The organism is Citrobacter sp. LUTT5 (assembly GCF_009905315.1).
In the GTDB taxonomy this organism is placed as follows: Bacteria; Pseudomonadota; Gammaproteobacteria; order Enterobacterales; family Enterobacteriaceae; genus Citrobacter; species Citrobacter freundii.
Genome location: NZ_CP047606.1, coordinates 4,031,516 through 4,056,736, shown reverse-complemented (window position 1 = coordinate 4,056,736; position 25,221 = coordinate 4,031,516). Strand labels below are relative to the sequence as shown.

Here is a 25,221-nt window from a genome sequence, read left to right as displayed (position 1 = left end):
ATAAAATTACAGATATTAAATCTCCACCTTCCCATTAATAGGACCACCAAAGTCGCTGATTGCAATATAATCGATAGTGGCTTTTCCGGGACTGCCGTTTAATCCGGCTACACTAAGTTCAGATTCGCTTTTAGGGGCGATCATTGAATTTTTAATATTGTATTTCTTTCCGCCTACGATGGCGCTTATGCTGTTAAATGAGACGAAATATCCTGTGGGGTTAATGACATGCACGACGGCCTGACCATTTTTATTGCGTAATTGCCATTGCAGCTTTTTCGGTGCGTCAGAAGCTATATCAGTAAGACCTGAAGGACGATAAAACATTTTTATTCGGGTACGGAATGCCAGTTGTAAGATATTTTTATCTTTAGAGCCCGCCTCGTTGATTTTGGGTGGAACTTCCAGAACGTTAAACCAATAAATACTTTCGCGATCTTTTGGCAAAGAGATGCTATTGGTATATGTTAATTTCACCGTTTGCCCGCGACCAGGTTCGATACGTGCAACGGGAGGTGTGGCATTAAACGGAACATTGATCGTGCTGGGATCGGCATTTTGCTCACCGTCATCCAGCCAGGTTTGTACTAGCGCCGGGCTGGAGCCTTTATTTTCCAGACGAATAGTCACATCTTTTTGGGACTCTTTATAGACAATGCGCGTACCGGAAAGAACAATATCTGCCTGTGCCGGGAAAATAACCGCGAAACTCAATACGGCAGAGAATAATGAAAAGAGAGAGCGAGACGTCCTGGTCATCGTAGTTCCTTTATGGTCGTGAGTAAGAGGGAGTAATCTTTAGCCGAGAAGTTACTCCCTTAAATATTTAATTTATTACTCGTAAGTGATTGTATAAGCGGCGTTTGATTTCACGTAACCAGAAGTCACTGGCACTGCATTTGACTCTTTGACATAGGAAACGACGAAGTTAAATTTCGCGATGCCGGTTGTCATTGTTGCGGTCTGAATATCGCTAGGATCGTTGATTTTGACCTGGTCGTACGTCAGGTTTGCACCAGAGTTATCAACCTGGTGGATAGCCATGTTAACACCTGTTGCCGGACTGGTGATGGAGTCATCGTTGTTCAGCGTGCCGTTGTTATTGCTGAAAAAGGTAGATGCCATGCTCAGCTTTGCACTCTTGTTTGCTGAAGTAGCACCACAGTCGACGGTGATATAGAAAGGTTCCGGCTGCACACCAGGCGCTGTCGCTGAAACACCAGCTGTAATATCGGCAGAAACTGCGGTATTAAGTTGTATCTGACCATCCTGACTGCCACCGTTTACGTGTGGCGTACAAGTGTTATCACTAACCAGACCGGCAAAATTCAGCTGACCACCATCTAGTGCGGCAAATGCTGAAGACGATGCTGCAGACAGCACCAGGGATAAAGCAATTAACTTTAATTTCATGTTGAAATATCCTTGTTAAAAAATGTCATTACAGACAAATATATTTTATCCGTGTATTTAATTATGTAAATGTTCTACGGGTGAATGTTTTTTGTGAGACATATCTGTTTTGTGAATTTTATTTCGCGTCAAGTTATCAATGTCAAATTTATTGTTTATGTGGCGCTTTTAACTATATGTATTCATTGGATAATTGTGTATTAAGATATTCTTAAATATTATTTAGTTATTGTTTTTTTGTTTTGATGCAATTTAAATATACTTTTATTTTATTGGTTGCGTGTTGTCTATTATTTATGGTTTCGTTAGAATTTGTATATTGACAATTAAGGAAAACTAAATCGTTATTATTGTTGCCATTTTTTCTTTGTTTTTTTGAGAGGAATACATTTGGGAGATTGAATTATGTTTTTTGAATGTTGGGGGGGGCTGTGTTGATTGTCAGCTATAAGTTAAAGTATAGGCGTAGTTGATTGTACATATCCTGCCTTAACTGCTGACTGTTTGACACAGGAGGATATGAAGTTAAATTTTGTGATGCCGGTTGTCATTGCCGCTTTCTGTACATCGCTGGCGTCATTGATTTTTACCAGAGCGTAGGTCGGGCTTACATCTGGCTAATCGACCTGATGGTGTGCCTTTTTATGAACAGCGTATTTCAGCAGCGTGAATAGTGTTACCAGCGGGTAGGGCGAGCCGGAAGGCGTGTCAGGTACTCTGCCAACGACTTGCCATCATCAGGAAAATGCAGCTCTGGCGCAATTTCAAATAATGGCCACAACATAAAGCCACGATTTTTCATATCGTAGTGCGGCACGATTAAACGTTCCGTGTTAATCACCTCATCGCCGAACAACATAATATCCAGATCCAGCGTGCGCGGTCCCCAGCGTTCAGCTTTGCGCACCCGGCCCTGTTGCAGTTCAATTCGCTGGGTATGATCCAGCAACGCTTCGGGGGCGAGAGCGGTATCCAGAGCCACGGCGGCGTTCAGATAGTCGGGCTGATCCTGTGGACCCAACGGGGGGGTACGATAAAACGAAGAAACCGCAACGATACAGCTGTCAGGGATTTCGCCGATCGCTTGCACGGCAGCATTCACCTGCTCCAGGGGAGAAGCTAAATTACTGCCGATGGCGATATAAACGACGGTCACGCGCTACCTTCGCGACGCGGCGCACGCTTACGCGGGCGGCGATGGCGACGGCGTACGTCAGGCTCTTCATCCAGTTCGTTCAGCATGCCTTTTTGTTCCGGCGGCGCGGAAACCTGGAATTCACCCCACCATTTCGCCAGTCGTTGCAGTTCAGCGTTGTGTTCTACTTCGGCACGCAGTGCTAACAGGTCATAAGCTGCGCGGAACTTTGGATGTTCCATCAGCTTCCAGGCGCGTTTACCCTGACGACGGGACATACGTAATTGCAACTGCCAGATATCGCGGGTTAGCGAGGTCAGACGTTTCGGGATCGCCAGCGAGCGGCAGGCTTCGTCCAGCACGTCGTTCATTGCCAGCGCGAAAGCGTCGTAGTAGGCCAAACCGCTTTCTTGCGCAATTTTCTGCGCGGCTTCCAGTAACGGATACCAGAACATCGCGGCAAACAAGAACGCCGGGTTAACGCGCATATCATTGTTAATGCGGTTATCGGTATTCTTCAGCACCTGAGCGATAATGCGTTCCATCGGGCTGTCACCGTCTTCGGTGAAGTAGCGTGTAATGGTTGGGAACAGCGGCTGGAACAGGCTGTACTCACGCAGTTTTTTATAGGTTTCATACCCATAGCCCGCCTGTAACAGCTTAAGTGCTTCTTCAAACAGGCGTGCAGGAGGAATGTCGTTCAGCAGCGTTGCCAGACGCGGGATCGGCTCTGCGGTTTCCGGGCTGATACGCATGTCGAGCTTGGCGGCAAAGCGCACGGCGCGCAGCATACGCACGGGATCTTCGCGATAGCGCGTTTCCGGATTACCGATCAGGCGAATGATGCCCTCTTCGAGGTCCTGCATACCGCCGACGTAATCACGCACGGTGAAATCGGCCACGCTGTAATACAGGCTGTTTATCGTGAAATCGCGACGTTGGGCATCTTCTTCAATGGAGCCGAAGATGTTGTCGCGCAGCAACATACCGTTTTGCCCGCGTTGCGACGTGGTACGATCGGCTTCGCTGCCTTCATGATGGCCGCGGAACGTCGCCACTTCGATAATTTCTGGACCGAACATGACATGAGCCAGACGGAAACGGCGACCGACCAGGCGACAGTTACGAAACAGTTTACGCACCTGATCCGGCGTTGCGTTAGTAGTGACATCAAAATCTTTCGGCTTTTTGCCCAGCAAAAGATCGCGTACACCACCGCCAACCAGCCATGCCTCGTATCCGGCCTTATTGAGCCTGTACATTACCTTCAGGGCATTTTCACTGATATCTTTGCGGGAGATAGAGTGCTGCTCACGCGGAATTACCGTCATATGTGGACGGGCGACGGCGAGCTCAGCCTCGCGCTCCTCGCGGCTTAGCACCTTGCGGCAAAAATTAGCGACTCGGGTAAAAATAGTGCACCTCGGTAGTGTCAAACTTCAATCAGAACAAGTGTTGCTGTGTAAAAATAGCGGCTAATCATAGCTCAGCGTGGCGCATTTGAGAATGCCGGATTTAAGATCGCTGATTCTGGCACTGTTGTCAGACGCCAGTTCTCAACGGCAAACTCCAGGATCTGGTCCACACGCATCTCCTGCCACGGGATATCGGCACGCTGGCCGAGAAAGCGTAGCGCGGCAATAATCACCGGGCGCGGATCGCCTTGTGGTAGCGCAGGTGCATGATTTTGTTTTGAAAGTTTAGCGCCTTGTTCGTTGAGCGCCAGCGGAAGATGAATATAGTCAGGCGCTTGCCAGCCAAACTGCTGATACAAAGAGATTTGCCGCACCGTGGGTTCGATGAGATCGGCGCCGCGAACAATCTCAGTTACGCCCTGAAAGTGGTCATCAACTACGACGGCGAGGTTATAGGCAAACAGCCCGTCGCGGCGGTGGATGATAAAATCTTCACCAGCAAGTTGCGGGTCAGCCTGAATCACACCGCGTAGCCGGTCAGTAAACTGCATCACGGGATGGCGTTGTTTAATACGGACGGCCGCCTGTTCTGGCCCGAGGCGTAACTCACGGCAGTGACCGTCGTAAATACCGCCGACGCTTTGAATACGCGCTCGCGTACAGGTGCAGTAATAGCTCAGATCCTGCTGATGCAGCCAGGTAAGCGCCTCGCGGTAGGCTTCGTGGCGTTGGGATTGCCATAAAATATCGCCATCCCAGTGCAGGCCGTAATGTTCCAGCTGACGCAGGATCGTATCTGCGGCACCGGGAACTTCACGAGGGGGATCAATATCTTCAATGCGTACTCGCCAGATTCCGCGCCGGGCACGAGCCTGCAGGTAACTGCCGAGGGCGGCAATCAGTGAACCGAAGTGCAGTTCGCCGGAGGGGGAAGGGGCGAAGCGGCCAATATAGTGTGAATCGCTCATTTTACGGACTGACAAATAATAAGGCGGGAGAAACTCCCGCCTTTAGTAAACGTGGTAAAAATGACCGGAATTAACCTGCCATCTGTTTTTCGCGGATTTCTGCCAGCGTTTTGCAGTCGATACACAGATCGGCTGTCGGACGCGCTTCCAGACGGCGAATACCAATTTCTACGCCGCACGATTCGCAGTAGCCGAAATCTTCGTCTTCTACCTTCTTCAGCGTCTTCTCGATCTTTTTGATCAGTTTGCGCTCACGGTCACGGTTACGCAGCTCAAGGCTGAATTCTTCTTCCTGCGCGGCGCGGTCCACCGGATCAGGGAAGTTAGCCGCTTCGTCTTGCATATGAGATACGGTGCGATCAACTTCATCCCTAAGTTGATTACGCCATGCCTCAAGAATACGCCTGAAGTGCGACAGCTGGGCTTCGTTCATATACTCTTCGCCCGGTTTCTCCTGGTACGGCTCCACCCCAGCGATGGCGAGAATACTCAGGGACGATGTTTTACGGTTTTGCCCTTCTTGCATGTTGCTTCTCCTTAACACGCACTATCGATCCCCATGTTCGGGGGAAAAATCAGGTCGCTATAAATAGCAGATGCTTTTCCGGATAGCAATTATCTAAACGTAACACTTGACAACCCTGTGAGGAAAAGCGTATTTGCCCACGCGCCCAGAATACTAATTAACCAAATGTTTACACCATTACAAGGTAATGGGCAACGGCTCTTTAAGAGTCATGCCATGGGCAGAAAGTTCCGCTTTATAAACCAGAATTTCTACCCCCTTAAGCTGTGCTTCAACTAATAATTGCGCATATTTTGCATCGATATGCTGCGCGGGTGAAAACCGTGTAATAGCTGAATGTAGCACGGCGAAAAATATTACTGCCCGCTTGCCTTCAGCCGCTACGCTCATCAATTCCCGAAGATGCTTCTGACCTCGTTCAGTGATGGCATCGGGAAAATAACCCTGCTCTTTTTCCGCCAACGTGACTGATTTCACTTCAATATAGCAGTCAGGTCGGGAATCTGCCTGTAACAAAAAGTCGATACGGCTCCCTTCGGCGCCGTATTTTACTTCACTTTTCAAGACGCTGTAGCCTGAAACTTCTGAAATTAACGACTGCTGAATCGCCTCTTTCGTTAATCTATTGGCCCACAGCGTGTTAACACAAATAAATGCCCCGGATTGGGTTTGCGTTAATTCCCAGGTATGTGGATATTTCCGTTTAGTATTTTCTGATGTCGAATACCAGACGGTGTCACCCGGGGTGGCACATCCGGTCATCGCGCCAGTATTTGGGCAGTGTAACGTTAACGTTGAGCCATCCGGTGTGATCACATCCGCTAAAAAACGCTTGTAGCGCTGGATGAGCGTTGCAGGTTGTAAAGGTGGAGAAAATTGCATAAATAGTCCCTTTAATTATTCAGTCAGCGTCCAGCGTTGCAGCTGCGTATAACGCGTGCGTCCTCGTGCGAATGAAGAGGAGTAAAGTGCGAACTCCGTGACCGGAAATGACCAGCCAAAGCCCGGTGGGGGGATGGGAACCGCGTGTCCGGCATCGCGCAGCAGCGTGATATGTGGGTGAAACGGCTGCGGGCTTTGATAACACCCGCTGCGTGCGGCCTGCGCCCGCAGTATATTCGCCAGTTGTAACAGTCCGCGCGGTGGCTGACGCATCCCCAGCCACACGACCCGCGAACGCAGCCATTGCCCGGCATCATCCAGTTTGAGCGTAAAACCTGGCTGGCGAATGCGTCCGGCTAGTTGCGACAACGCCTGTTGCTTCTCTGCGGTGACATCACCTAAAAAGGCCAGCGTCAGATGCAGATTCTCGGCGGCGACGGGACGGCCTGCTTCAGGAGGGAACTGCGCGGCTCGCCAGTGGATTAACTGCTCCCGAACCCCGCCTGGCAATTCAATCGCAAAGAACAGCCTTTTTGGCTCAGACATTATGGATACTCGGTTATGAATTAACGCGATGCTACAATGCAGCGCGAAGAATGTTAACCCTCTGGAGCTATTTGTGACGTCGTTGCCCGTTGCCGCCGTAGTGCCTGAACTGCTTACCGCCCTTGATGCCTCGACGCAGGTGCTGCTAACCGCGCCGACCGGTGCCGGGAAATCGACCTGGCTGCCGTTGCGACTGCTTGAACATGGTGGCATCAAGGGGCGGATTATTTTGCTGGAGCCGCGCCGTCTGGCGGCACGCAACGTGGCGCAGCGATTGGCGGAGTTGCTGAACGAAAAGCCCGGTGAGACCGTGGGTTATCGCATGCGCGCGCAAAGCTGCGTGGGGTCGCAGACCCGGCTGGAAGTGGTGACGGAAGGCGTCCTGACGCGCATGATCCAACACGATCCCGAACTCACTGGCGTCGGGTTAGTGATCCTCGATGAATTTCACGAACGGAGCTTGCAGGCCGACCTGGCACTGGCGCTGTTGCTGGATGTACAGCAAGGTCTTCGTGACGATCTGAAACTATTGATCATGTCCGCAACGCTCGATAACGGGCGCTTGCAGCAGTTATTGCCCGATGCGCCCATGATTATCTCTGAAGGCCGTACATTCCCGGTCGAGCGACGGTATCAACCGCTGGCGGCACATCTGCGTTTTGACGAAGCGGTGGCGATAGCCACGGCGGAGCTACTGCGCCATGAAAGCGGGTCGCTGCTGCTGTTTTTACCGGGCGTTGGGGAAATCCTGCGCGTGCAGGAACAACTGGTAACGCGTGTGGGCGGCGATGTTGTGCTATGTCCGTTGTACGGCGCGTTGACGCTGGTTGAGCAGCGTCAGGCGATTTTGCCCGCGCCGCAAGGTAAGCGCAAAGTGGTGCTGGCGACCAATATTGCCGAAACCAGCTTAACGATTGAAGGCATCCGGCTGGTGGTGGACTGCGCCCAGGAGCGCGTGGCGCGTTATGACGCGCGTACCGGTTTAACGCGGTTGATTACCCAGCGCATTAGCCAGGCATCGATGACACAGCGAGCCGGGCGAGCCGGGCGTCTGGAGCCAGGTATCTGCCTACATTTGCTTGCCAAAGAGCAGGCGGAAAGAGCGGCGGCGCAGGGAGAGCCTGAGATATTACAGAGCGATCTGTCCGGACTACTGATGGAGCTGCTGCAATGGGGATGTACCGATCCTGAGCAACTGAACTGGCTGGATACGCCGCCCGCTATCAACCTGCAGGCGGCAAAACGGTTGTTGCAGATGCTGGGGGCGCTTGAGGGCGACAGGCTCAGTGCCCGTGGGCAGAAAATGGCGGCTTTGGGTAATGATCCCCGTTTAGCGGCTATGCTGGTTAGCACCAAAAATGACGATGAAGCGGCATCGGCCGCAAAACTGGCCGCAATTCTGGAAGAGCCGCCGCGCGGGGGCAGCACCGATTTAGCTGTGGCGTTTTCACGAAATCAGCCCGCCTGGCAGCAGCGCAGTCAACAATTATTGAAACGGCTTAACGTACGCAGCGGGCAGCCCGACATCGCGTTGCTCCCTTTGTTGCTGGCGCAAGCGTTCGCCGATCGGATCGCCCGTCGACGTGGACAAGAAGGGCGCTATCAACTGGCCAACGGCATGGGCGCGATGCTGGATGCCGATGACGCCCTGGGGCGCCATGAGTGGCTGATAGCGCCGCTGTTACTGCAGGGTAGCGCATCGCCAGATGCGCGTATTTTGTTAGCGTTGCCGCTGGGTATTGAAGCGTTGATGCAGACGTGTCCTGAACTGCTGCAACAGTCCGACACCATCGAATGGGATGAAGCCCAGGGAACGTTAAAAGCACTGCGTCGGTCGCGTATCGGCCAGTTGACGGTAAAAGTACAGCCGCTGGCCAAGCCCTCGGAAGAAGAGTTGCATCAGGCGATGCTGAATGGTATTCGCGATAAAGGGCTAAGTGTGCTCAACTGGACGCCGGAGGCCGAGCAGTTTCGGCTGCGTTTGCAATGTGCGGCAAACTGGTTACCGGAGTACGACTGGCCTGCGGTAGATGAGGATTCTCTGCTGAAGACGCTGGAGCTCTGGCTGCTGCCGCACATGAGCGGTGTGCACTCTTTACGCGCGTTAAAAGCACTCAATGTGGGTCAGGCATTGCGCGGTTTGCTGGACTGGTCAATGCTGCAACGTCTGGATAGTGAACTGCCAGCGCATTACACTGTGCCAACGGGAAGCCGGATTGCCATTCGCTATCATGAGGATAATCCTCCTGTATTGGCCGTTCGGATGCAGGAAATGTTTGGTGAAGGAAACACCCCGACTATCGCCCAGGGACGCGTGCCGCTGGTACTGGAGCTGTTGTCTCCGGCCCAAAGACCGCTACAGGTGACGAGCGATCTAAGCGCGTTCTGGCAGGGATCGTACCGCGAGGTGCAAAAAGAGATGAAAGGGCGTTATCCCAAACATGTCTGGCCGGACGATCCGGCGAATACCGCGCCAACGCGGCGCACCAAAAAGTATTCATAGCTGTATGCGTGGTTGCCTGATGGCGCTGCGCTTATCAGGGCGAACGTAGGCCGGATAAGGCGTTTTACGCCGCCATCCGGCATGAATACAGCTGAAAATTGAGAGATTTCTTCTTCTGTCGCAGGACGGAAGAACAGAGAATCGGGCCTTTGCGCCTGAATGTTGCGGAGAAAAAGCATGGCGGGGAATGACCGCGAGCCAATTGGACGTAAAGGGAAACCCTCACGTCCGGTGAAACAAAAGGTGAGCCGTCGTCAACTCAGAGATGAAGAGTATGACGACGATTATGATGATGATGACTATGAGGATGAAGAACCGATGCCGCGTAAGGGTAAAGGCAAAGGGCGTAAGCCTCGTGGTAAACGCGGCTGGTTCTGGCTGCTGGTAAAACTGTCGATTGTTTTTTTGGTGCTGATCGCCATTTACGGCGTCTATCTGGACCAAAAAATCCGTAGCCGTATCGACGGTAAAGTCTGGCAGCTTCCGGCGGCAGTATATGGCCGAATGGTTAACCTTGAGCCAGAAATGCCCATCGGCAAGAACGAGATGGTGAAGCTGCTAGAGGCCACGCAGTATCGTCAGGTCTCGAAGATGACGCGTCCGGGCGAATTCACCGTACAGGCGAAGAGCATTGAGATGATTCGTCGTCCGTTTGACTTCCCTGACAGTAAAGAAGGGCAGGTGCGCGCACGTCTGACCTTTGATGGCGATCATCTGGACACTATCGAGAATATGGATAACAACCGCCAGTTCGGTTTCTTCCGTCTCGATCCACGCCTGATTACCATGCTCTCTTCACCTAACGGCGAGCAGCGCCTGTTTGTCCCGCGCAGTGGATTTCCGGATCTGCTGGTAGATACGCTGCTGGCAACCGAAGACCGTCACTTCTATGAGCATGATGGCGTCAGCCTCTACTCGATTGGTCGTGCGGTGCTGGCCAACCTGACGGCCGGTCGCACGGTGCAGGGGGCGAGTACGCTGACTCAGCAACTGGTGAAGAACCTGTTCCTGTCCAGCGAACGTTCTTACTGGCGTAAGGCCAACGAAGCCTACATGGCGCTGCTGATGGATGCGCGTTACAGCAAAGATCGCATTCTTGAGCTGTACATGAACGAAGTCTATCTCGGTCAAAGCGGCGATAATGAAATTCGCGGCTTCCCGCTGGCGAGCCTCTATTATTTCGGTCGTCCGGTGGAAGAACTGAGTCTCGACCAGCAGGCGTTGCTGGTGGGGATGGTTAAAGGGGCGTCAATCTATAACCCATGGCGTAATCCGAAGCTGGCGCTGGAGCGTCGTAACCTCGTGCTGCGTTTGCTGCAACAGCAGCAGATCATCGATCAGGATCTGTATGACATGCTGAGCGCGCGTCCGTTAGGCGTACAGCCGCGTGGTGGAGTAATCTCGCCACAGCCAGCCTTTATGCAGATGGTGCGTCAGGAGCTTCAGGCGAAGCTGGGCGATAAAGTTAAAGATCTCTCCGGCGTGAAAATTTTCACCACCTTTGATTCCGTGGCGCAGGACGCTGCGGAAAAAGCGGCGGTGGAAGGCATTCCGGTGCTGAAGAAACAGCGTAAGCTGAGCGATCTGGAAACCGCGATTGTGGTGGTTGACCGATTCAGTGGCGAAGTTCGCGCCATGGTTGGCGGGGCAGAGCCGCAGTTCGCGGGCTATAACCGTGCGATGCAGGCGCGTCGTTCGATTGGTTCTCTGGCGAAGCCGGCGACCTATCTGACTGCGCTCAGCCAGCCGAAGCTTTACCGCCTGAATACCTGGATTGCCGATGCGCCGATTGCGCTACGTCAGCCGAACGGTCAGGTCTGGTCGCCACAGAACGATGATCGTCGCTATAGCGAAAGCGGAAAAGTGATGCTGGTGGATGCGTTAACCCGCTCCATGAACGTACCGACGGTAAATCTGGGGATGGCGCTGGGCTTGCCTGCCGTGACTGATACCTGGTTGAAGCTGGGCGCGCCGAAAGATCAGCTTAACCCGGTTCCGGCCATGCTGCTCGGGGCGTTGAACCTGACGCCAATCGAAGTAGCACAGGCGTTCCAGACTATCGCCAGCGGCGGGAACCGTGCGCCGTTGTCGGCGCTGCGTTCGGTGATTGCCGAAGATGGTACCGTGCTGTACCAGAGCTTCCCGCAGGCTGAGCGTGCCGTTCCGGCGCAGGCGGCGTATATGACGCTGTGGACCATGCAGCAGGTGGTTCAGCGTGGTACGGGTCGTCAGCTTGGCGCGAAATATCCTGGCTTGCATCTGGCAGGGAAAACCGGGACCACCAACAACAACGTGGATACCTGGTTTGCCGGGATCGACGGCAGCCAGGTGACCATCACATGGGTGGGCCGCGATAACAACCAGCCAACCAAGCTGTACGGTGCCAGCGGCGCGATGTCGATTTATCAGCGTTATCTGGCTAACCAGACGCCAACACCACTGGTGCTGACGCCACCGGAGGATGTGGTGGATATGGGCGTAGACTACGACGGTAACTTCGTTTGTAGCGGCGGGATGCGCACGCTTCCGGTATGGACCACCGATCCTGATTCGCTGTGTCAGCAGGGTGAAATGCTGCAGCAGTCGGGGAATCCGTTCGATCAATCTTCTCAACAGCCGCAGCAGCAGCCTCAACAGCAGCAACCGCCGCAGCAAGAGAAGAAAGACAGCGATGGCGTGGCTGGTTGGATAAAAGATATGTTTGGCGGTAACTGATTTTTTAGCTGTCCTCCCCCGCATCGGTGCCTGCTGATGTGGGGGAATTCTCCCTCTTGCTGTATTCGCATTTCGGTCTGTATAGCAAGCTCAGGATAGGGTTAACAGTGATGGTGTTTCCTGCCTATATTTTCCGTTTAATCATAAATTCAATATATTATTTTTTTGTATATATCATCGGTTGGTTGATTTTATTCTATTTTTTTCTGCGTTTTTTTATTATCTGCCCGTATGCATATGTGGGTAATATTGTTTTTATGAATATATTCATGCTGGCTAAAATCACCATTAAGAAAATATTATTTCCATAAATTGTTCTGCTAAAACAAGATGTTGTGTGTTGTTTCTTTAGTTTTGGTGAATGTGTTGATTAGCTTTTATTCATCATGGTACGTAGAATAGATGACACAAGGGAATGTTTTAAACTGAATGAGTTGATAAAGATATATTATATCTATGATGTTGTTGGATTTATATTCCAGCACTTCTCCAGCCATTGTCTATTTCCCCTCTGTGTTAACTTTTCTCTTCATTGATTTTTGTGAACATATGTAAGGAATACGTTATGTGCAAAAAAATTATCATCTCGTTGCTTGTCAGTAGTGCAATGGCAACTGTAGCAACATCTGCTTTTGCCGTTGATACCGGGACGGTAACGTTTAATGGGAAAATTCTTCCCGATAGTTGCGTGGTTGATGTAAATGGTACAGCGACAAACGGTACTGTGACGTTTAACAACCTTTCTCAAACTGCGTTTGGCGAAGATAAAAAAGTCGGCGACACGCAATCTTTTGCGATTACGCTGACAGAATGTGATGCTGCGGTTGCCAACCTCAATATCAAATTTGATGGGACGCGTATTGCCGGATACGACGATGAAGTCTTGCAGGCGACAGGGACTGCGCAGAACCTCGGGGTACGTATGCTTCCTGAAGGGAGCAGCAACTACGTGAAATTTGATGGCTCAGATCCTGAAGCGGCACTGAATAAGACTAACGGCGAGAGCGTGGTTTTTAATTATAAAGCTGAGGTTATCCAGGTTGGTAGCACTTTACCAACTACCGGTGATTATACCGCACAAGCGACCTATACTCTGCTTTATCGTTAATCATCATAAACCTGGCCCAGGCAGGGCCAGTATTTCAATGGAATGGAAAGATGAAACGACTTATCACAGCATTAATACTTATATTAACCTCGGGATTAAATTCGGTTCAAGCTGGCGTAGTAGTGGGTGGCACACGAATTATATATCCGGCTAACCAATCTGAAGTACAGATTGCTTTAAAAAATAAAGATAATGATAAACGTTATCTGGTGCAGAGTTGGGTCAGTAATATTGATGACAGCAAAGCGCCATTTATTATGACACCGCCAATTTACAAATTGGACGAAAACCGCCAGACGCTGCTACACGTGGTTTATACCGGAAATAAATCGGCGCTGCCTCAGGATCGTGAGTCATTATTTATGGCGAACATCAAATCTGTTGCAGCGATCCCAGAAGAATTGCATGACAAGAACACGTTACAATTTGCCATTAAAACTAAATTAAAACTGTTTTATCGCCCGGCCTCATTGACAGAAGACGAGGCAAAAATGGCCTGGCAATCGTTGCAATTTAGCCGCCATCAAAATCAACTGGTGGTGAAAAACCCCACACCCTTCTATGTCACCTTCGGACAGATCTCTGTGGCGGGAAAAGCGATTAAACCGGCTACAAACCAGTCCTCTCCGACGGCATTAACGATGATGGTTGCTCCATTTGGTGAGCAGCGTTTTCCGCTGCCATCGGCAGCAAAAGGCAACGTTGTCTGGACCGCAATTAATGATTTTGGCTCAGAAACCGAACAGCGTAAACAGTCGCTGTAAATCAGCTATCGATGAGTTATGGGGTGACATTTATGCCTTCACATCGTACTGCCCGGCTTTTTGCTCTCAATACGCTGACATTCGCTATATTGACTGCGAGTGGTTCCGTTTGTGCTGATGATTATTTTAATCTCAGTGTACTTGAAACGGGAACCCCACTTGAGAATACCGGGGCGCTTGAAGCTTTTTTACAGCATAATGGTTTATCCCCCGGGCGTTATTTAACGTCGATTGTTTGGGATCAGGATCGCATTGATAAACGAAATTTAAATTACCTCCTTTCAAAAGATAACAGCAAACTGATTCCGCAATTTACTAAAGCGGAGCTACGCGAACTGGGCGTTAAAGTTGATACGGTTCCGGCATTAAATAATGTTAACGAAGATACGTTGCTGGGTGATATTAGCGAATATATCGCGGATGGACGCTATGACTTCAATCCGGAAACACAGGTGCTGCAATTACGTATTCCGCAGATCTACCGCGACCGCAAAATTTCGGGCGAAAGCAATCCCACTTTCTGGGATGACGGCATTCCGGCTCTATGGACCAGTTACTATATTTCGGGATCGCACCAACAATCCGGAGGTCAAAATAATGCTTCGAACTGGGCAAGTTTGAATTCAGGGATGAATATCGGCCCCTGGCGTTTGCGTAACACCAGCAATTGGGGGAATGATAATGGTTGGCAATCTATTAATACGACGCTTGGACGCGATGTCAAAGCATTGCGTAGCCAGCTTCAGATAGGGCAAACCTACACTAACGGCGAACTGTTCGATAGCGTGCAGATGACGGGCGTTAAGCTGGAGACCGATACCAGTATGCAGCCCAGTGGATTACAGGGCTTTGCCCCGGTCGTTCGTGGGATTGCTAATAGCGATGCCAAAGTCACCATTAAGCAAAACGGTTACACCATCTACCAGACCAACGTCTCGCCTGGCCCGTTTGAAATTCGTGATTTAACGCAGGTGACGGCAGGAGCGGATCTGGAAGTCACCGTGACGGAGGCCGACGGTACAGAGCGCAGCTTTATTCAGGCCAGCTCCTCGGTGCCGATTATGCAACGTGAAGGCGCGCTGAAGTACAGCCTGGCGGCTGGGAAATATCGCGATGTTGATAACGGCGAGGAGCCGGAGTTCAGCCAGGCTACGGCAATTTATGGCTTACCTTTCGGAATTACCGCTTACGGCGGTCTGCAAGGCGCGTCGATGTATCGCGCCGGACTGTTCGGCATCGGAGCCGATTTACGCGATTTTGGTTCGCTGTCGATGGATCTGACGGCGGCGAGAACCGCGTTTGACGACGAACGCGCGGATGCGAATGGCCAGTCGTGGCGCGCGCAGTACGCAAAAGATTTTCCGTTAACCAATACCACGGTCACGCTTGCCAGCTATCGTTATTCCACCTCCGGGTTTTATACCTTTCAGGAGGCTCTCGATCAGCGTAATAACAACTACGACGATGACAGCATCTATAGCTATCGCGATAGCTATAACCGTCGCAGCCGCCTGCAACTTAATCTTTCTCAGTCGTTACAGAGCTGGGGATCGGTATACGCCAACGCTTATCAGCAAGATTACTGGGGAATGGAAGGCCATGAACGAAGCGTGAGTCTCGGTTACAGCAGCAGTTGGCAGGGCGTTAACTGGTCGCTGAATTACAGCATGACAAAAACGCCATCAACCACTAACGATCAGCAGTTTTCTATCTCAATGAATGTCCCTCTTTCGCGTTGGCTGGCTAATGCCTGGGGAACATATACTCTGACAAGTTCAAAAAATGGTAATAGTGCACATCAGGTTGGCGTCAGTGGAACGTTACTGGAAGATAACAATTTAAATTATAACCTTCAGCAAACCTACACCGATAACGATGTCGGTTATGGTGCCTATCTCTCTTCCCGGTATCGGACATCGGTTGGCGAGTTCAGCGCCAATTACAGTTATCAAAAAGACAGTAAACAGTGGGGCTATGGCGCCCAGGGTTCCGTTGTTGCGCATTCGCAGGGAATAACGCTTGGACAATCCATTCAGGATGCTTTTGCCATTGTGCACATTACCGATGGCGATAATGTAAAAATACAAAATTCCCGGGGGGTTTACACCGATTATTGGGGCAATGCCATTGTGCCAACTTTAACCAATTATCGCCGTAATACTATTACTGTGAATACTCAGGGACGTGATGATATTGATATTCAGGATGCTTCTCTGGATGTGGTTCCGACAAAAGGGGCCGTCCTGAAAGCTGACTTCACGGCGCGTTCAGGTAAGCGTGCATTACTTACCTTAAAACATGGTCAGAGCGTGGTTCCTTTTGGTGCTCTGTTAAGTATGGACGGTACGACATCGATCGTGGGTGACGACGGTGAAGTGTATGTCACTGGGCTAAAAGGAACACAGCGCATTGAGGTGCAATGGGGAAATACCGCACAGACGAAATGTACGGGCAGCGTAAGCGTACCTGAGAACATGGGTACGGGCATTCTCTCAGCTACGGTTAATTGCCAATAATGGAAGATGGCTTATGAATACGGAAATTGTCAGATATGAGTAAAAGGAACAAAAACATTTTCAGGGCTATGTTGATCATATTGATTTTAGCTGGATCGGCGGCACCTGTTTATGCCGCCACATGTACCGGAAATTATCCGGAAAATGGCGCAATGACCTTTCAGCTACCGGCAAGCATCACTGTGGAGCCTGACGTATCAGTTGGTACGGTTATTTATGAGGGAAGCATTGAGAGCGGCCAAATCGATATGGATTGCCAGGATACTGGCAACAAATACAAAGGTTACGCAGTGTTAACGGATGCCGATGCCCGCAATGGAGTGCTGGAAGGCGTTTATCAGACTAGCGTTCCAGGTATAGGTATCCGCATGGCTGAAGCGGAAGAACGAACACCTACCTTTACCTCTGAGGATATCGTCACACCCATGCATTTTTATAGCTATGGAGCAAGCGGATGGAACAGTATTCATACAAAGTACCATGCGTCAATGCAGTTGGTTGTGACGGGCGACGTCGAGGATGGTTATCTTGATACCTCCCGGCTGACAGCGCAAGAGAAGTGGGGTAATGATGTGATAGCTCAGATATTGGTATCTCCCACCAGCATTCATATCCAGACTAATACCTGTAACCTGGAGGATAAAAATATCTACGTGCCGCTGAAGACGATTAATGTCGATAACTTTGACAGTCAATTTTCAGAAGTACTCACCGATAACAGTTTCAAAATCGAGATTTCTGATTGTCGGGCAGGTACCCAAATCGATTATAAGTTCAACAGTGCTGGTTCGACAGGCGTTACGGATGGCAATATTTTGGCTATCGCCAGTGGAGACAGCTCTGCCAGCGGTGTCGGTATCCAGATTCTGGACACGAACAATAATGTGCTGAGTTTTGATCAAACCTATACCGCTGTGAGCAGCACCAGCGCTAACGAAGTGGCAGAAATTCCGCTGAAGGCACGCTATGCCAAAACCGGCAATGTCAAAGCCGGGAAAGTGGACGCCGTCGCGACTTTTGAGGTCTTTTACCGCTAACGCCTTGCGACCCGCTGCGGCGGGTTGTCAGCGCTCTAACATTCCAGCCTAATTTATTAACCCTTTCTTTTCATCTGGTTGTTTCTTAACCCCTCAGTTTTAGTAGGGGCGCGTATTGCTTGCTATCTCGCCAGAGTTTCGAATATTATGCTGCCGTTATAATAATAATTCTCGTTTACGTTATCATTCACTTTCATCAGAGAAATACCAATGGCGCGTCTTAAAACTGCTCAGCCAAGTTCATCACTGCGTAAAATCGCAGTAGTGGTAGCCACAGCGGTTAGCGGCATGTCTGTCTATGCACAGGCGGCGGTTGACCCGAAAGAAGAAACCATCACCGTAACTGCAGCTCCTGCTCCGCAGGAAAGCGCATGGGGGCCTGCGGCAACCATCGCCGCACGACAGTCTGCTACGGCGACCAAAACCGACACTCCAATTCAAAAAGTTCCTCAGTCTATTTCTGTGGTCACCGCCGAAGAGATGGCGTTGCATCAGCCAAAATCGGTCAAAGAGGCGCTTAGCTACACCCCGGGCGTTGCCGTGGGTACGCGTGGTGCGTCCAATACCTATGACTACTTGATTATTCGCGGATTTGCCGCCGACGGCCAAAGTCAGAATAACTATCTGAATGGCCTGAAGATGCAGGGCAACTTCTACAACGATGCGGTCATAGACCCTTATATGCTGGAGCGTGCCGAAGTGATGCGCGGTCCGGTTTCCGTTCTGTACGGAAAGAGCAACCCGGGTGGGTTGTTGAATATGGTCAGCAAACGCCCGACCACAGAGCCGTTAAAAGAAATTCAGTTCAAGATGGGCACTGACAGCCTGTTCCAGACAGGTTTTGATTTCAGCGATGCGCTGGATGATGACGGTGTATACTCTTACCGCTTAACTGGCCTGGCGCGTTCCGCGAATGCGCAGCAGCAGGGCGCAGAAGAACAACGCTATGCCATCGCGCCATCTTTCTCATGGCGTCCGGACGATAAGACAAACTTCACCTTCCTCTCCTACTTCCAGAACGAGCCGGAAACCGGTTATTACGGCTGGTTGCCGAAAGAAGGGACGGTGACTGAGTTGCCGAATGGCAAGCGTCTGCCTACCGATTTCAACGAAGGGGCGAACAACAATACCTATTCTCGTAACGAGAAGATGGTGGGCTACAGCTTCGATCACGAATTTAACGACACCTTTACCGTGCGTCAGAACCTGCGTTACGCGCAAAATAAAGTCTCGCAGAACAGCGTGTATGGCTACGGTATGTGCTCCGATCCGCTCTATACCAAGGATCCGGCTAACAGCCCTTGTGCCAGCGTTCCTCAGGCCGACTGGGATCATACGCTGACGCGTCAGTATGTTATCGATAATGAGAAATTGCAGAACTTCTCCGTCGATACTCAGCTGCAAAGCAAGTTCGCGACAGCCGACGTAGATCACACGCTGCTGACTGGCGTTGACTTTATGCGTATGCGTAATGATATCAACTCCTGGTTTGGCTATGCGGGTTCTGTTGCGCCGTCCGATATCTATAACCTCGACCGCAGCGACTTCGATTTTGGCTCACACCCAGGCCCTTCAGGTCCTTACAAAGTGCTGAACAAACAGAAGCAGACTGGCTTGTATGTTCAGGATCAGGCGCAATGGGATAAGGTGCTGGTTACTCTGGGCGGTCGTTACGACTGGGCTAAACAGGACTCTCTGAATCGTGTTTCTGGCGTAACGGATTCCCGCGATGATAAGCAATTCACCTGGCGCGGTGGGGTTAACTATCTGTTCGACAACGGCGTAACCCCGTATTTCAGCTACAGCGAGTCGTTTGAACCGGCTTCCCAGACCGGGGCAAGCGGTAATATCTTTGCGCCATCTAAAGGTAAGCAGTACGAAGCTGGCGTGAAGTACGTGCCGAACGATCGTCCGATCGTGATCACCGGTGCTGTCTATCAGTTGACTAAAACCAACAATCTGATGGCCGATCCGAACGGATCGTTCTGGTCAGTTGAAGGTGGTGAAATTCGTTCTCGCGGAGTGGAAATTGAAGCGAAAGCGGCGCTGTCTGCCAGCGTCAACGTAGTGGGTTCTTATACCTACACCGACGCGGAATACACCACCGACACCAACTACAAGGGCAATACGCCTGCGCAGGTGCCAAAACACATGGCATCATTGTGGGGCGATTACACCCTTTATGACGGCGCGCTTTCTGGGCTGACGTTGGGTACTGGCGTTCGTTATACTGGTTCCAGTTATGGCGATCCGGCAAACTCCTTTAAAGTGGGGAGCTATACGCTAGTGGATGCGTTAGTACGTTACGATCTGGCGCGCGTCGGCATGGCGGGCTCCAACGTGGCGCTGCATGTGAACAACCTGTTTGACCGTGAATACGTCGCCAGCTGCTTCAATACCTATGGCTGCTTCTGGGGCGCAGAACGTCAGGTCGTTGCAACCGCAACCTTCCGTTTCTAATTTCTATTGGGCACGCTTTGCGTGCCCGTTTTACAAGTTGGCTGCTATGCAGGAAAACAGATCCCATCCCGACACTACTTTTGCGTTGCGTAATGTCTCCTTTCGTGTGCCTGGCCGCACGCTTTTGCATCCTCTCTCATTAACTTTTCCTGTGGGTAAAGTGACCGGCCTTATCGGCCACAACGGTTCCGGAAAATCGACGTTATTGAAAATGCTGGGACGTCATCAGCCGCCGTCAGAAGGTGAAATCCTGCTCGACGAACAGCCGCTGGAGAACTGGAGCAGTAAAGCGTTTGCCCGCAAGGTCGCCTATCTGCCGCAGCAGTTGCCGCAGGCCGAAGGGATGACGGTGCGCGAACTGGTGGCGATTGGCCGCTATCCGTGGCACGGAGCGCTGGGACGTTTTGGCGTTGCCGACAGAGAGAAAGTAGAAGAGGCGATTTCGCTGGTTGGCTTAAAACCGCTGGCGCACCGTTTGGTTGATAGTCTGTCCGGCGGAGAACGCCAGCGCGCGTGGATTGCCATGCTGGTAGCGCAGGACAGCCGCTGTCTGCTGCTTGATGAACCGACTTCCGCGCTGGATATCGCTCATCAGGTTGACGTACTGGCACTGGTGCATCGCTTAAGTCAGCAGCGCGGGCTGACGGTGATTGCGGTGCTGCATGATATCAACATGGCGGCCCGCTACTGTGATTACTTAGTTGCGCTGCGCGGTGGTGAAATGATTGCACAAGGGACGCCTGCTGAACTGATGCGCAGTGAAACTCTGGAACAGATTTACGGTATCCCGATGGGCATTTTGCCGCATCCGGCCGGTGCCGCACCCGTGAGTTTTGTCTATTAATGATTGAATTACATCATATTACCCGTCGGCGGCTGCTTGCGGCGATGGCGCTGTCGCCGCTGCTGTGGCGGATGAATACGGCGCACGCTGCGGCGGTTGATACGCAGCGCATTGTGGCGCTGGAATGGCTACCGGTAGAGCTATTGCTGGCGCTGGGTATTACGCCGTATGGCATTGCCGATATCCCTAACTACAAGCTGTGGGTCAGTGAGCCCCCGTTGCCGGATTCTGTGATTGATGTCGGGCTACGTACGGAGCCCAATCTCGAACTGTTGACCGAAATGAAACCCTCGTTTTTGCTGTGGTCGGCAGGCTATGGTCCTTCCCCTGAAAAGCTGGCGCGGATTGCACCTGGCCGGGGATTTAACTTCAGTGACGGTAAAAAGCCGCTGGCCGTTGCGCGACAATCGCTGCAGGAAATGGCGCAATTGTTCAATCTGCAAGCCTCTGCTGAACGCCATCTGACCGAGTACGATCGTTTTATCGCCAGCCTGAAACCGCGCTTCATTCAACGCGGCGCACGCCCTGTACTTCTCACTTCCTTGCTTGATTCGCGACATATGCTGGTGTTTGGCCCAAACAGCCTGTTTCAGGACGTGCTGGATGATTATGGGATCCCCAACGCCTGGCAGGGCGAGACAAACTTTTGGGGCAGCACTGCCGTGAGTATTGACCGTCTGGCTGCTTATAAGGATGTCGATGTGCTGTGTTTTGATCACGGCAACGATAAAGAGATGGCTGCGCTGATGTCTACGCCGTTGTGGCAGGCGATGCCGTTTGTCCGCAACGGACGTTTTCAGCGTGTGCCTGCCGTCTGGTTCTATGGCGCCACGCTCTCGGCGATGCATTTTGCCCGCATTCTGGATAATGCGCTGGGAGGCAAAGCGTGAGTAAACGAATTGCGCTGTTCCCGACCCTTCTTCTGGCGGTTCTGTTTGTCGCTGCCTGTTGGCTGACCTGGGTTAACCTCTCTGTTGCGCTACCGCGCAGTCAGTGGCGACAGGCTATCTGGTCACCGGATATCAATGCTATTGAGCAGATGGTTTTCCACTACAGTCTACTGCCGAGGCTGGCGATTTCGCTGTTGGTCGGTGCCGGGCTGGGGCTGGTCGGTGTCTTGTTTCAGCAGGTGCTGCGTAACCCACTGGCAGAACCCACTACGTTAGGTGTCGCAACCGGGGCGCAGTTGGGCATTACGGTTACCACGCTGTGGGCTATTCCCGGTGCGCTGAGCACGCAATTTGCGGCGCTGGCGGGAGCATGTGTTGTTGGGGCACTGGTGTTTGGCGTTGCCTGGGGCAAACGTCTTTCTCCGGTGACGTTAATCCTTGCCGGGCTGGTGGTCAGCCTGTACTGCGGGGCAATTAACCAGTTGATGGTTATCTTCCATCACGATCAACTGCAAAGCATGTTTTTATGGAGCAGCGGTACGCTAACGCAGACCGACTGGAGCGGCGTACAGCGTCTGTGGCCGCAACTTCTGGGCGGTGTGATGCTGACGCTGTTGTTATTACGCCCAATGACGCTGATGGGACTGGATGACGGCGTGGCGCGTAACCTCGGTCTGGCGCTGTCGCTGGCACGTCTGGCGGCGTTATCGCTGGCCATTGTTATCAGCGCCTTACTGGTTAACGCGGTTGGGATTATCGGCTTTATTGGCCTGTTTGCACCGCTGTTGGCGAAAATGCTCGGCGCGCGTCGTCTGCTGGCGCGTCTGATGTTGGCCCCGCTGATTGGTGCGTTGATCCTCTGGCTCTCCGACCAAATCATTCTGTGGCTGACCCGCGTATGGATGGAAGTTTCCACTGGTTCGGTGACGGCGCTGATTGGCGCGCCATTGCTGCTGTGGCTGTTGCCGCGCCTTAGAAGTATGAGCGCGCCGGATATGAATGCCAGTAACCGCATCGCTGCTGAGCGCCAGAATGTACTGATGTTTGCCCTGGCGGGCGGGGCGATATTGCTGCTTACCGTTATTGTGGCGCTCGCGTTTGGCCGCGATGCGCACGGCTGGACATGGGCCAGCGGCGCGATGCTGGATGAGCTCATGCCCTGGCGCTGGCCGCGTGTTCTGGCAGCGCTGATTGCCGGGGTAATGTTAGCGGTAGCTGGCTGTATTATTCAGCGTCTGACCGGAAATCCAATGGCCAGTCCGGAAGTATTAGGAATTAGCTCCGGGGCGGCATTTGGCGTGGTGCTAATGTTATTTCTGGTCCCCGGCAATGCCTTTGGCTGGCTGCTGCCGGCCGGGAGCCTCGGTGCGGCAGCCACCTTGCTTATCATTATGATTGCCGCCGGGCGCGGGGGCTTTTCACCGCACCGCATGTTGCTGGCAGGGATGGCGCTCAGCACGGCGTTTACAATGCTGCTGATGATGCTGCAGGCCAGCGGCGATCCGCGTATGGCGGGGGTGCTAACCTGGATCTCCGGCTCAACCTATAACGCGAGTGGTGAACAGGTGCTGCGCACCGGGATTGTAATGGTCATCCTGCTGGCGATGACGCCGCTGTGCCGCCGTTGGCTGACAATTTTACCGCTCGGCGGCGATACGGCGCGGGCTGTCGGTATGGCTATTACGCCATCACGCGTGGGGTTACTGCTGCTGGCGGCAGGGCTGACGGCGACAGCCACCATGACCATTGGACCGTTGAGCTTTGTCGGGCTGATGGCGCCGCATATTGCCCGGATGATGGGTTTCCGTCGGGCGATGCCGCATATGCTGATTTCGGCGCTGGCGGGTGGCGTGTTGCTGGTCTTTGCTGACTGGTGCGGCAGGATGGTGTTGTTTCCATATCAGATCCCGGCGGGATTACTGTCGACGTTTATTGGCGCGCCGTACTTTATCTATTTGTTGAGAAAGCAGAGCCGCTGAGGCTGATTCTTTTCATGTAGGCCGGATAAGACGCTTTGCGTCGCCATCCGGCAATAAAAAAGCCGGGTGGCGGCTTCGCCTTACCCGGCCTACGTTGCTTCTGGACGTTCTTCTTTACAGTTTCGCAAACACCCGGCGCGCGGCGTCGATGGTGTTATTGATATCTTCTTCACTGTGCGCCACGGACATAAAGCCTGCTTCGAACGCGGACGGCGCCAGATAAATTCCTTCATCCAGCATCATGTGGAAGAAACGCTTGAAGCGTTCAACGTCGCATGCCATCACATCCTGATAGCAGGTTACGGTTTCTGCATCGGTGAAGAATATCCCGAACATCCCGCCTACATGATTAACTACCAGCGGAATATTCGCTTCTTCAGCAGCTTCCAGCAGACCTTCCGCCAGACGCGTCGTCAGTTCGTTCAGCGTTTCATGAATACCCGGCTGGGCGACTTCGGTCAGACAGGCATAACCTGCCGCCATCGCGATTGGGTTACCGGAAAGCGTCCCCGCCTGGTAAACCGGTCCAGTCGGCGCCAGTGCGTCCATCACATCGCGACGTCCACCGAATGCGCCAACGGGCATTCCGCCACCGATGATTTTGCCAAGACAAGTCAGATCCGGCACGACGCCGTAATAATCCTGTGCGCCGGCCAGCGCCACGCGGAAGCCGGTCATCACTTCATCGATGATCAACAGCGCGCCAAACTCATCGCATAGCGCACGCAGGCCCGGCAGGAATTCCGGCAGCGGTGGGATGCAGTTCATGTTGCCTGCGACCGGCTCAACAATGATGCAGGCGATCTCCTGCGGATATTGTTCAAATGCCGCACGTACTGAAGCGAGATCGTTATAGGTGCAGGTTAGGGTGTGTTTCGCGAAATCAGCCGGAACGCCCGGGGAGTTCGGCTGACCCAGCGTTAACGCGCCGGAACCCGCTTTGACCAGCAGACAGTCAGCATGACCGTGGTAGCAGCCTTCAAATTTGATGATCTTATCGCGACCGGTGAAACCGCGCGCCAGACGGATTGCGCTCATAGTCGCTTCCGTGCCGGAGTTCACCATGCGCACCATGTCCATGGTCGGCACGAGTTCAGTGACCAGCTCCGCCATTTTCACTTCCATTTCGGTCGGTGCGCCAAAGCTTAAACCGCGCTCCGCAGCTTCAATCACCGCATTACGGATTGCCGGGTGATTATGGCCCAGCACCATCGGTCCCCAGGAACCGACGTAGTCAACATAGGCTTTACCATCGACATCGTACAGATACGCGCCGTCGGCTTTTTCGATAAACAGCGGAGTACCACCCACGCCAGTAAAGGCGCGAACGGGGGAGTTAACGCCGCCTGGGATAAGTTCGCGTGCTGCGCTGTAGAGATTTTCAGACTTACTCATGGATGGGGTCCTGGTTCGTAGAAAAAGTAAATGCCCGCTATTCTAGTTATTCAGAGAAGGTTATGAAAGTTTTACGCATTTGAAACAATACGATTTGCAGGGGATTTTCGTGAAATGTGCGAGTA

19 protein-coding genes are annotated in these 25,221 nt (G+C 52.2%); 10 read left to right on the top strand and 9 right to left on the bottom strand.

What is annotated here, in order from left to right:
- Nucleotides 1-15: 15 nt before the first annotated feature.
- The 8 genes from GUC46_RS19535 to thpR form a co-directional block, all read right to left on the bottom strand.
- Nucleotides 16-759: a fimbrial chaperone gene (locus GUC46_RS19535; protein WP_044712899.1), complete on the bottom strand. Its 744-nt coding sequence runs from the start codon at nt 757-759 to the stop codon at nt 16-18.
- A gap of 75 nt (nt 760-834) precedes the next feature.
- Nucleotides 835-1,413, bottom strand: a complete 579-nt coding sequence (locus tag GUC46_RS19530) for a fimbrial protein (RefSeq protein ID WP_160180632.1) — start codon at nt 1,411-1,413, stop codon at nt 835-837.
- Between the two features lie 676 nt (nt 1,414-2,089).
- The gene (gene folK, locus GUC46_RS19525) at nt 2,090-2,569 is read right to left on the bottom strand and encodes a 2-amino-4-hydroxy-6-hydroxymethyldihydropteridine diphosphokinase (protein ID WP_160180630.1); all 480 of its coding nucleotides are present in this window, start codon (nt 2,567-2,569) and stop codon (nt 2,090-2,092) included.
- Nucleotides 2,566-3,963 (bottom strand): polynucleotide adenylyltransferase PcnB, encoded by a 1,398-nt coding sequence (gene pcnB / locus GUC46_RS19520; protein WP_203237415.1) that lies wholly within the window; start codon nt 3,961-3,963, stop codon nt 2,566-2,568. Before pcnB ends, folK begins: the two co-directional genes overlap by 4 nt.
- A 71-nt stretch (nt 3,964-4,034) precedes the next feature.
- Nucleotides 4,035-4,931 carry a tRNA glutamyl-Q(34) synthetase GluQRS gene (gene gluQRS, locus GUC46_RS19515; RefSeq protein WP_003837490.1) on the bottom strand — a complete coding sequence of 299 codons (897 nt, stop codon included), beginning with the start codon at nt 4,929-4,931 and terminating at the stop codon, nt 4,035-4,037.
- Nucleotides 4,932-5,001: 70 nt separating this feature from the next.
- Entirely contained in the window at nt 5,002-5,457 is a 456-nt protein-coding gene (dksA, locus tag GUC46_RS19510; RefSeq protein ID WP_003018625.1) for an RNA polymerase-binding protein DksA, read from the bottom strand.
- 177 nt (nt 5,458-5,634) lie between these two features.
- Nucleotides 5,635-6,339, bottom strand: coding sequence for a DNA/RNA nuclease SfsA (gene sfsA, locus GUC46_RS19505; protein WP_121539734.1), 705 nt, complete (start codon nt 6,337-6,339; stop codon nt 5,635-5,637).
- A 15-nt stretch (nt 6,340-6,354) separates the two neighbouring features.
- Nucleotides 6,355-6,885: an RNA 2',3'-cyclic phosphodiesterase gene (thpR, locus tag GUC46_RS19500; RefSeq protein ID WP_160180628.1), complete on the bottom strand. Its 531-nt coding sequence runs from the start codon at nt 6,883-6,885 to the stop codon at nt 6,355-6,357.
- Nucleotides 6,886-6,958: 73 nt separating this feature from the next.
- Between thpR and hrpB the strand changes: the two genes are divergently transcribed.
- The 10 genes from hrpB to fhuB all read left to right on the top strand — a co-directional run bounded on the left by hrpB (nt 6,959) and on the right by fhuB (nt 23,701).
- Nucleotides 6,959-9,388 carry an ATP-dependent helicase HrpB gene (gene hrpB / locus GUC46_RS19495; protein ID WP_176691757.1) on the top strand — a complete coding sequence of 810 codons (2,430 nt, stop codon included), beginning with the start codon at nt 6,959-6,961 and terminating at the stop codon, nt 9,386-9,388.
- A 177-nt stretch (nt 9,389-9,565) separates the two neighbouring features.
- Nucleotides 9,566-12,103, top strand: a complete 2,538-nt coding sequence (mrcB, locus tag GUC46_RS19490) for a bifunctional glycosyl transferase/transpeptidase (protein ID WP_003837501.1) — start codon at nt 9,566-9,568, stop codon at nt 12,101-12,103.
- Between the two features lie 565 nt (nt 12,104-12,668).
- Nucleotides 12,669-13,211 (top strand): fimbrial protein, encoded by a 543-nt coding sequence (locus tag GUC46_RS19485; protein ID WP_003837506.1) that lies wholly within the window; start codon nt 12,669-12,671, stop codon nt 13,209-13,211.
- Nucleotides 13,212-13,261: 50 nt separating this feature from the next.
- Nucleotides 13,262-13,975 carry a molecular chaperone gene (locus tag GUC46_RS19480; RefSeq protein WP_175420699.1) on the top strand — a complete coding sequence of 238 codons (714 nt, stop codon included), beginning with the start codon at nt 13,262-13,264 and terminating at the stop codon, nt 13,973-13,975.
- A 32-nt stretch (nt 13,976-14,007) separates the two neighbouring features.
- Nucleotides 14,008-16,491 (top strand): fimbria/pilus outer membrane usher protein, encoded by a 2,484-nt coding sequence (locus tag GUC46_RS19475; protein WP_160180625.1) that lies wholly within the window; start codon nt 14,008-14,010, stop codon nt 16,489-16,491.
- Nucleotides 16,492-16,526: 35 nt separating this feature from the next.
- Nucleotides 16,527-17,528 (top strand): fimbrial protein, encoded by a 1,002-nt coding sequence (locus GUC46_RS19470; protein ID WP_226796418.1) that lies wholly within the window; start codon nt 16,527-16,529, stop codon nt 17,526-17,528.
- Between the two features lie 210 nt (nt 17,529-17,738).
- Nucleotides 17,739-19,988, top strand: a complete 2,250-nt coding sequence (fhuA, locus tag GUC46_RS19465) for a ferrichrome porin FhuA (protein WP_044714923.1) — start codon at nt 17,739-17,741, stop codon at nt 19,986-19,988.
- Between the two features lie 46 nt (nt 19,989-20,034).
- A complete protein-coding gene (gene fhuC / locus GUC46_RS19460) occupies nt 20,035-20,832 on the top strand; it encodes a Fe3+-hydroxamate ABC transporter ATP-binding protein FhuC (RefSeq protein ID WP_003845793.1) in 798 nt (265 codons plus the stop codon).
- Nucleotides 20,832-21,722 (top strand): Fe(3+)-hydroxamate ABC transporter substrate-binding protein FhuD, encoded by an 891-nt coding sequence (gene fhuD / locus GUC46_RS19455; protein ID WP_130715160.1) that lies wholly within the window; start codon nt 20,832-20,834, stop codon nt 21,720-21,722. Before fhuC ends, fhuD begins: the two co-directional genes overlap by 1 nt.
- Entirely contained in the window at nt 21,719-23,701 is a 1,983-nt protein-coding gene (gene fhuB / locus GUC46_RS19450) for a Fe(3+)-hydroxamate ABC transporter permease FhuB (protein ID WP_130715159.1), read from the top strand. Before fhuD ends, fhuB begins: the two co-directional genes overlap by 4 nt.
- Before the next feature lie 114 nt (nt 23,702-23,815).
- On the opposite strand, the gene hemL is transcribed toward fhuB, so the two are convergent.
- Complete coding sequence (gene hemL / locus GUC46_RS19445; protein WP_003837523.1) at nt 23,816-25,096, bottom strand: glutamate-1-semialdehyde 2,1-aminomutase; 1,281 nt, start codon at nt 25,094-25,096, stop codon at nt 23,816-23,818.
- Between the last annotated feature and the right edge of the window lie 125 nt (nt 25,097-25,221).

What these genes read in the sequence shown, in the direction of transcription:
- GUC46_RS19485 (WP_003837506.1), top strand. Translation starts at nt 12,669, where the DNA reads ATGTGCAAAAAAATTATCATCTCGTTGCTTGTCAGTAGTGCAATGGCA.
- hemL (WP_003837523.1), bottom strand. Translation starts at nt 25,096, where the DNA reads ATGAGTAAGTCTGAAAATCTCTACAGCGCAGCACGCGAACTTATCCCA.
- fhuA (WP_044714923.1), top strand. Translation starts at nt 17,739, where the DNA reads ATGGCGCGTCTTAAAACTGCTCAGCCAAGTTCATCACTGCGTAAAATC.
- GUC46_RS19480 (WP_175420699.1), top strand. Translation starts at nt 13,262, where the DNA reads ATGAAACGACTTATCACAGCATTAATACTTATATTAACCTCGGGATTA.
- GUC46_RS19530 (WP_160180632.1), bottom strand. Translation starts at nt 1,413, where the DNA reads ATGAAATTAAAGTTAATTGCTTTATCCCTGGTGCTGTCTGCAGCATCG.
- GUC46_RS19475 (WP_160180625.1), top strand. Translation starts at nt 14,008, where the DNA reads ATGCCTTCACATCGTACTGCCCGGCTTTTTGCTCTCAATACGCTGACA.
- mrcB (WP_003837501.1), top strand. Translation starts at nt 9,566, where the DNA reads ATGGCGGGGAATGACCGCGAGCCAATTGGACGTAAAGGGAAACCCTCA.
- fhuD (WP_130715160.1), top strand. Translation starts at nt 20,832, where the DNA reads ATGATTGAATTACATCATATTACCCGTCGGCGGCTGCTTGCGGCGATG.
- GUC46_RS19470 (WP_226796418.1), top strand. Translation starts at nt 16,527, where the DNA reads ATGAGTAAAAGGAACAAAAACATTTTCAGGGCTATGTTGATCATATTG.
- sfsA (WP_121539734.1), bottom strand. Translation starts at nt 6,339, where the DNA reads ATGCAATTTTCTCCACCTTTACAACCTGCAACGCTCATCCAGCGCTAC.
- dksA (WP_003018625.1), bottom strand. Translation starts at nt 5,457, where the DNA reads ATGCAAGAAGGGCAAAACCGTAAAACATCGTCCCTGAGTATTCTCGCC.
- fhuC (WP_003845793.1), top strand. Translation starts at nt 20,035, where the DNA reads ATGCAGGAAAACAGATCCCATCCCGACACTACTTTTGCGTTGCGTAAT.
- GUC46_RS19535 (WP_044712899.1), bottom strand. Translation starts at nt 759, where the DNA reads ATGACCAGGACGTCTCGCTCTCTCTTTTCATTATTCTCTGCCGTATTG.
- gluQRS (WP_003837490.1), bottom strand. Translation starts at nt 4,931, where the DNA reads ATGAGCGATTCACACTATATTGGCCGCTTCGCCCCTTCCCCCTCCGGC.
- thpR (WP_160180628.1), bottom strand. Translation starts at nt 6,885, where the DNA reads ATGTCTGAGCCAAAAAGGCTGTTCTTTGCGATTGAATTGCCAGGCGGG.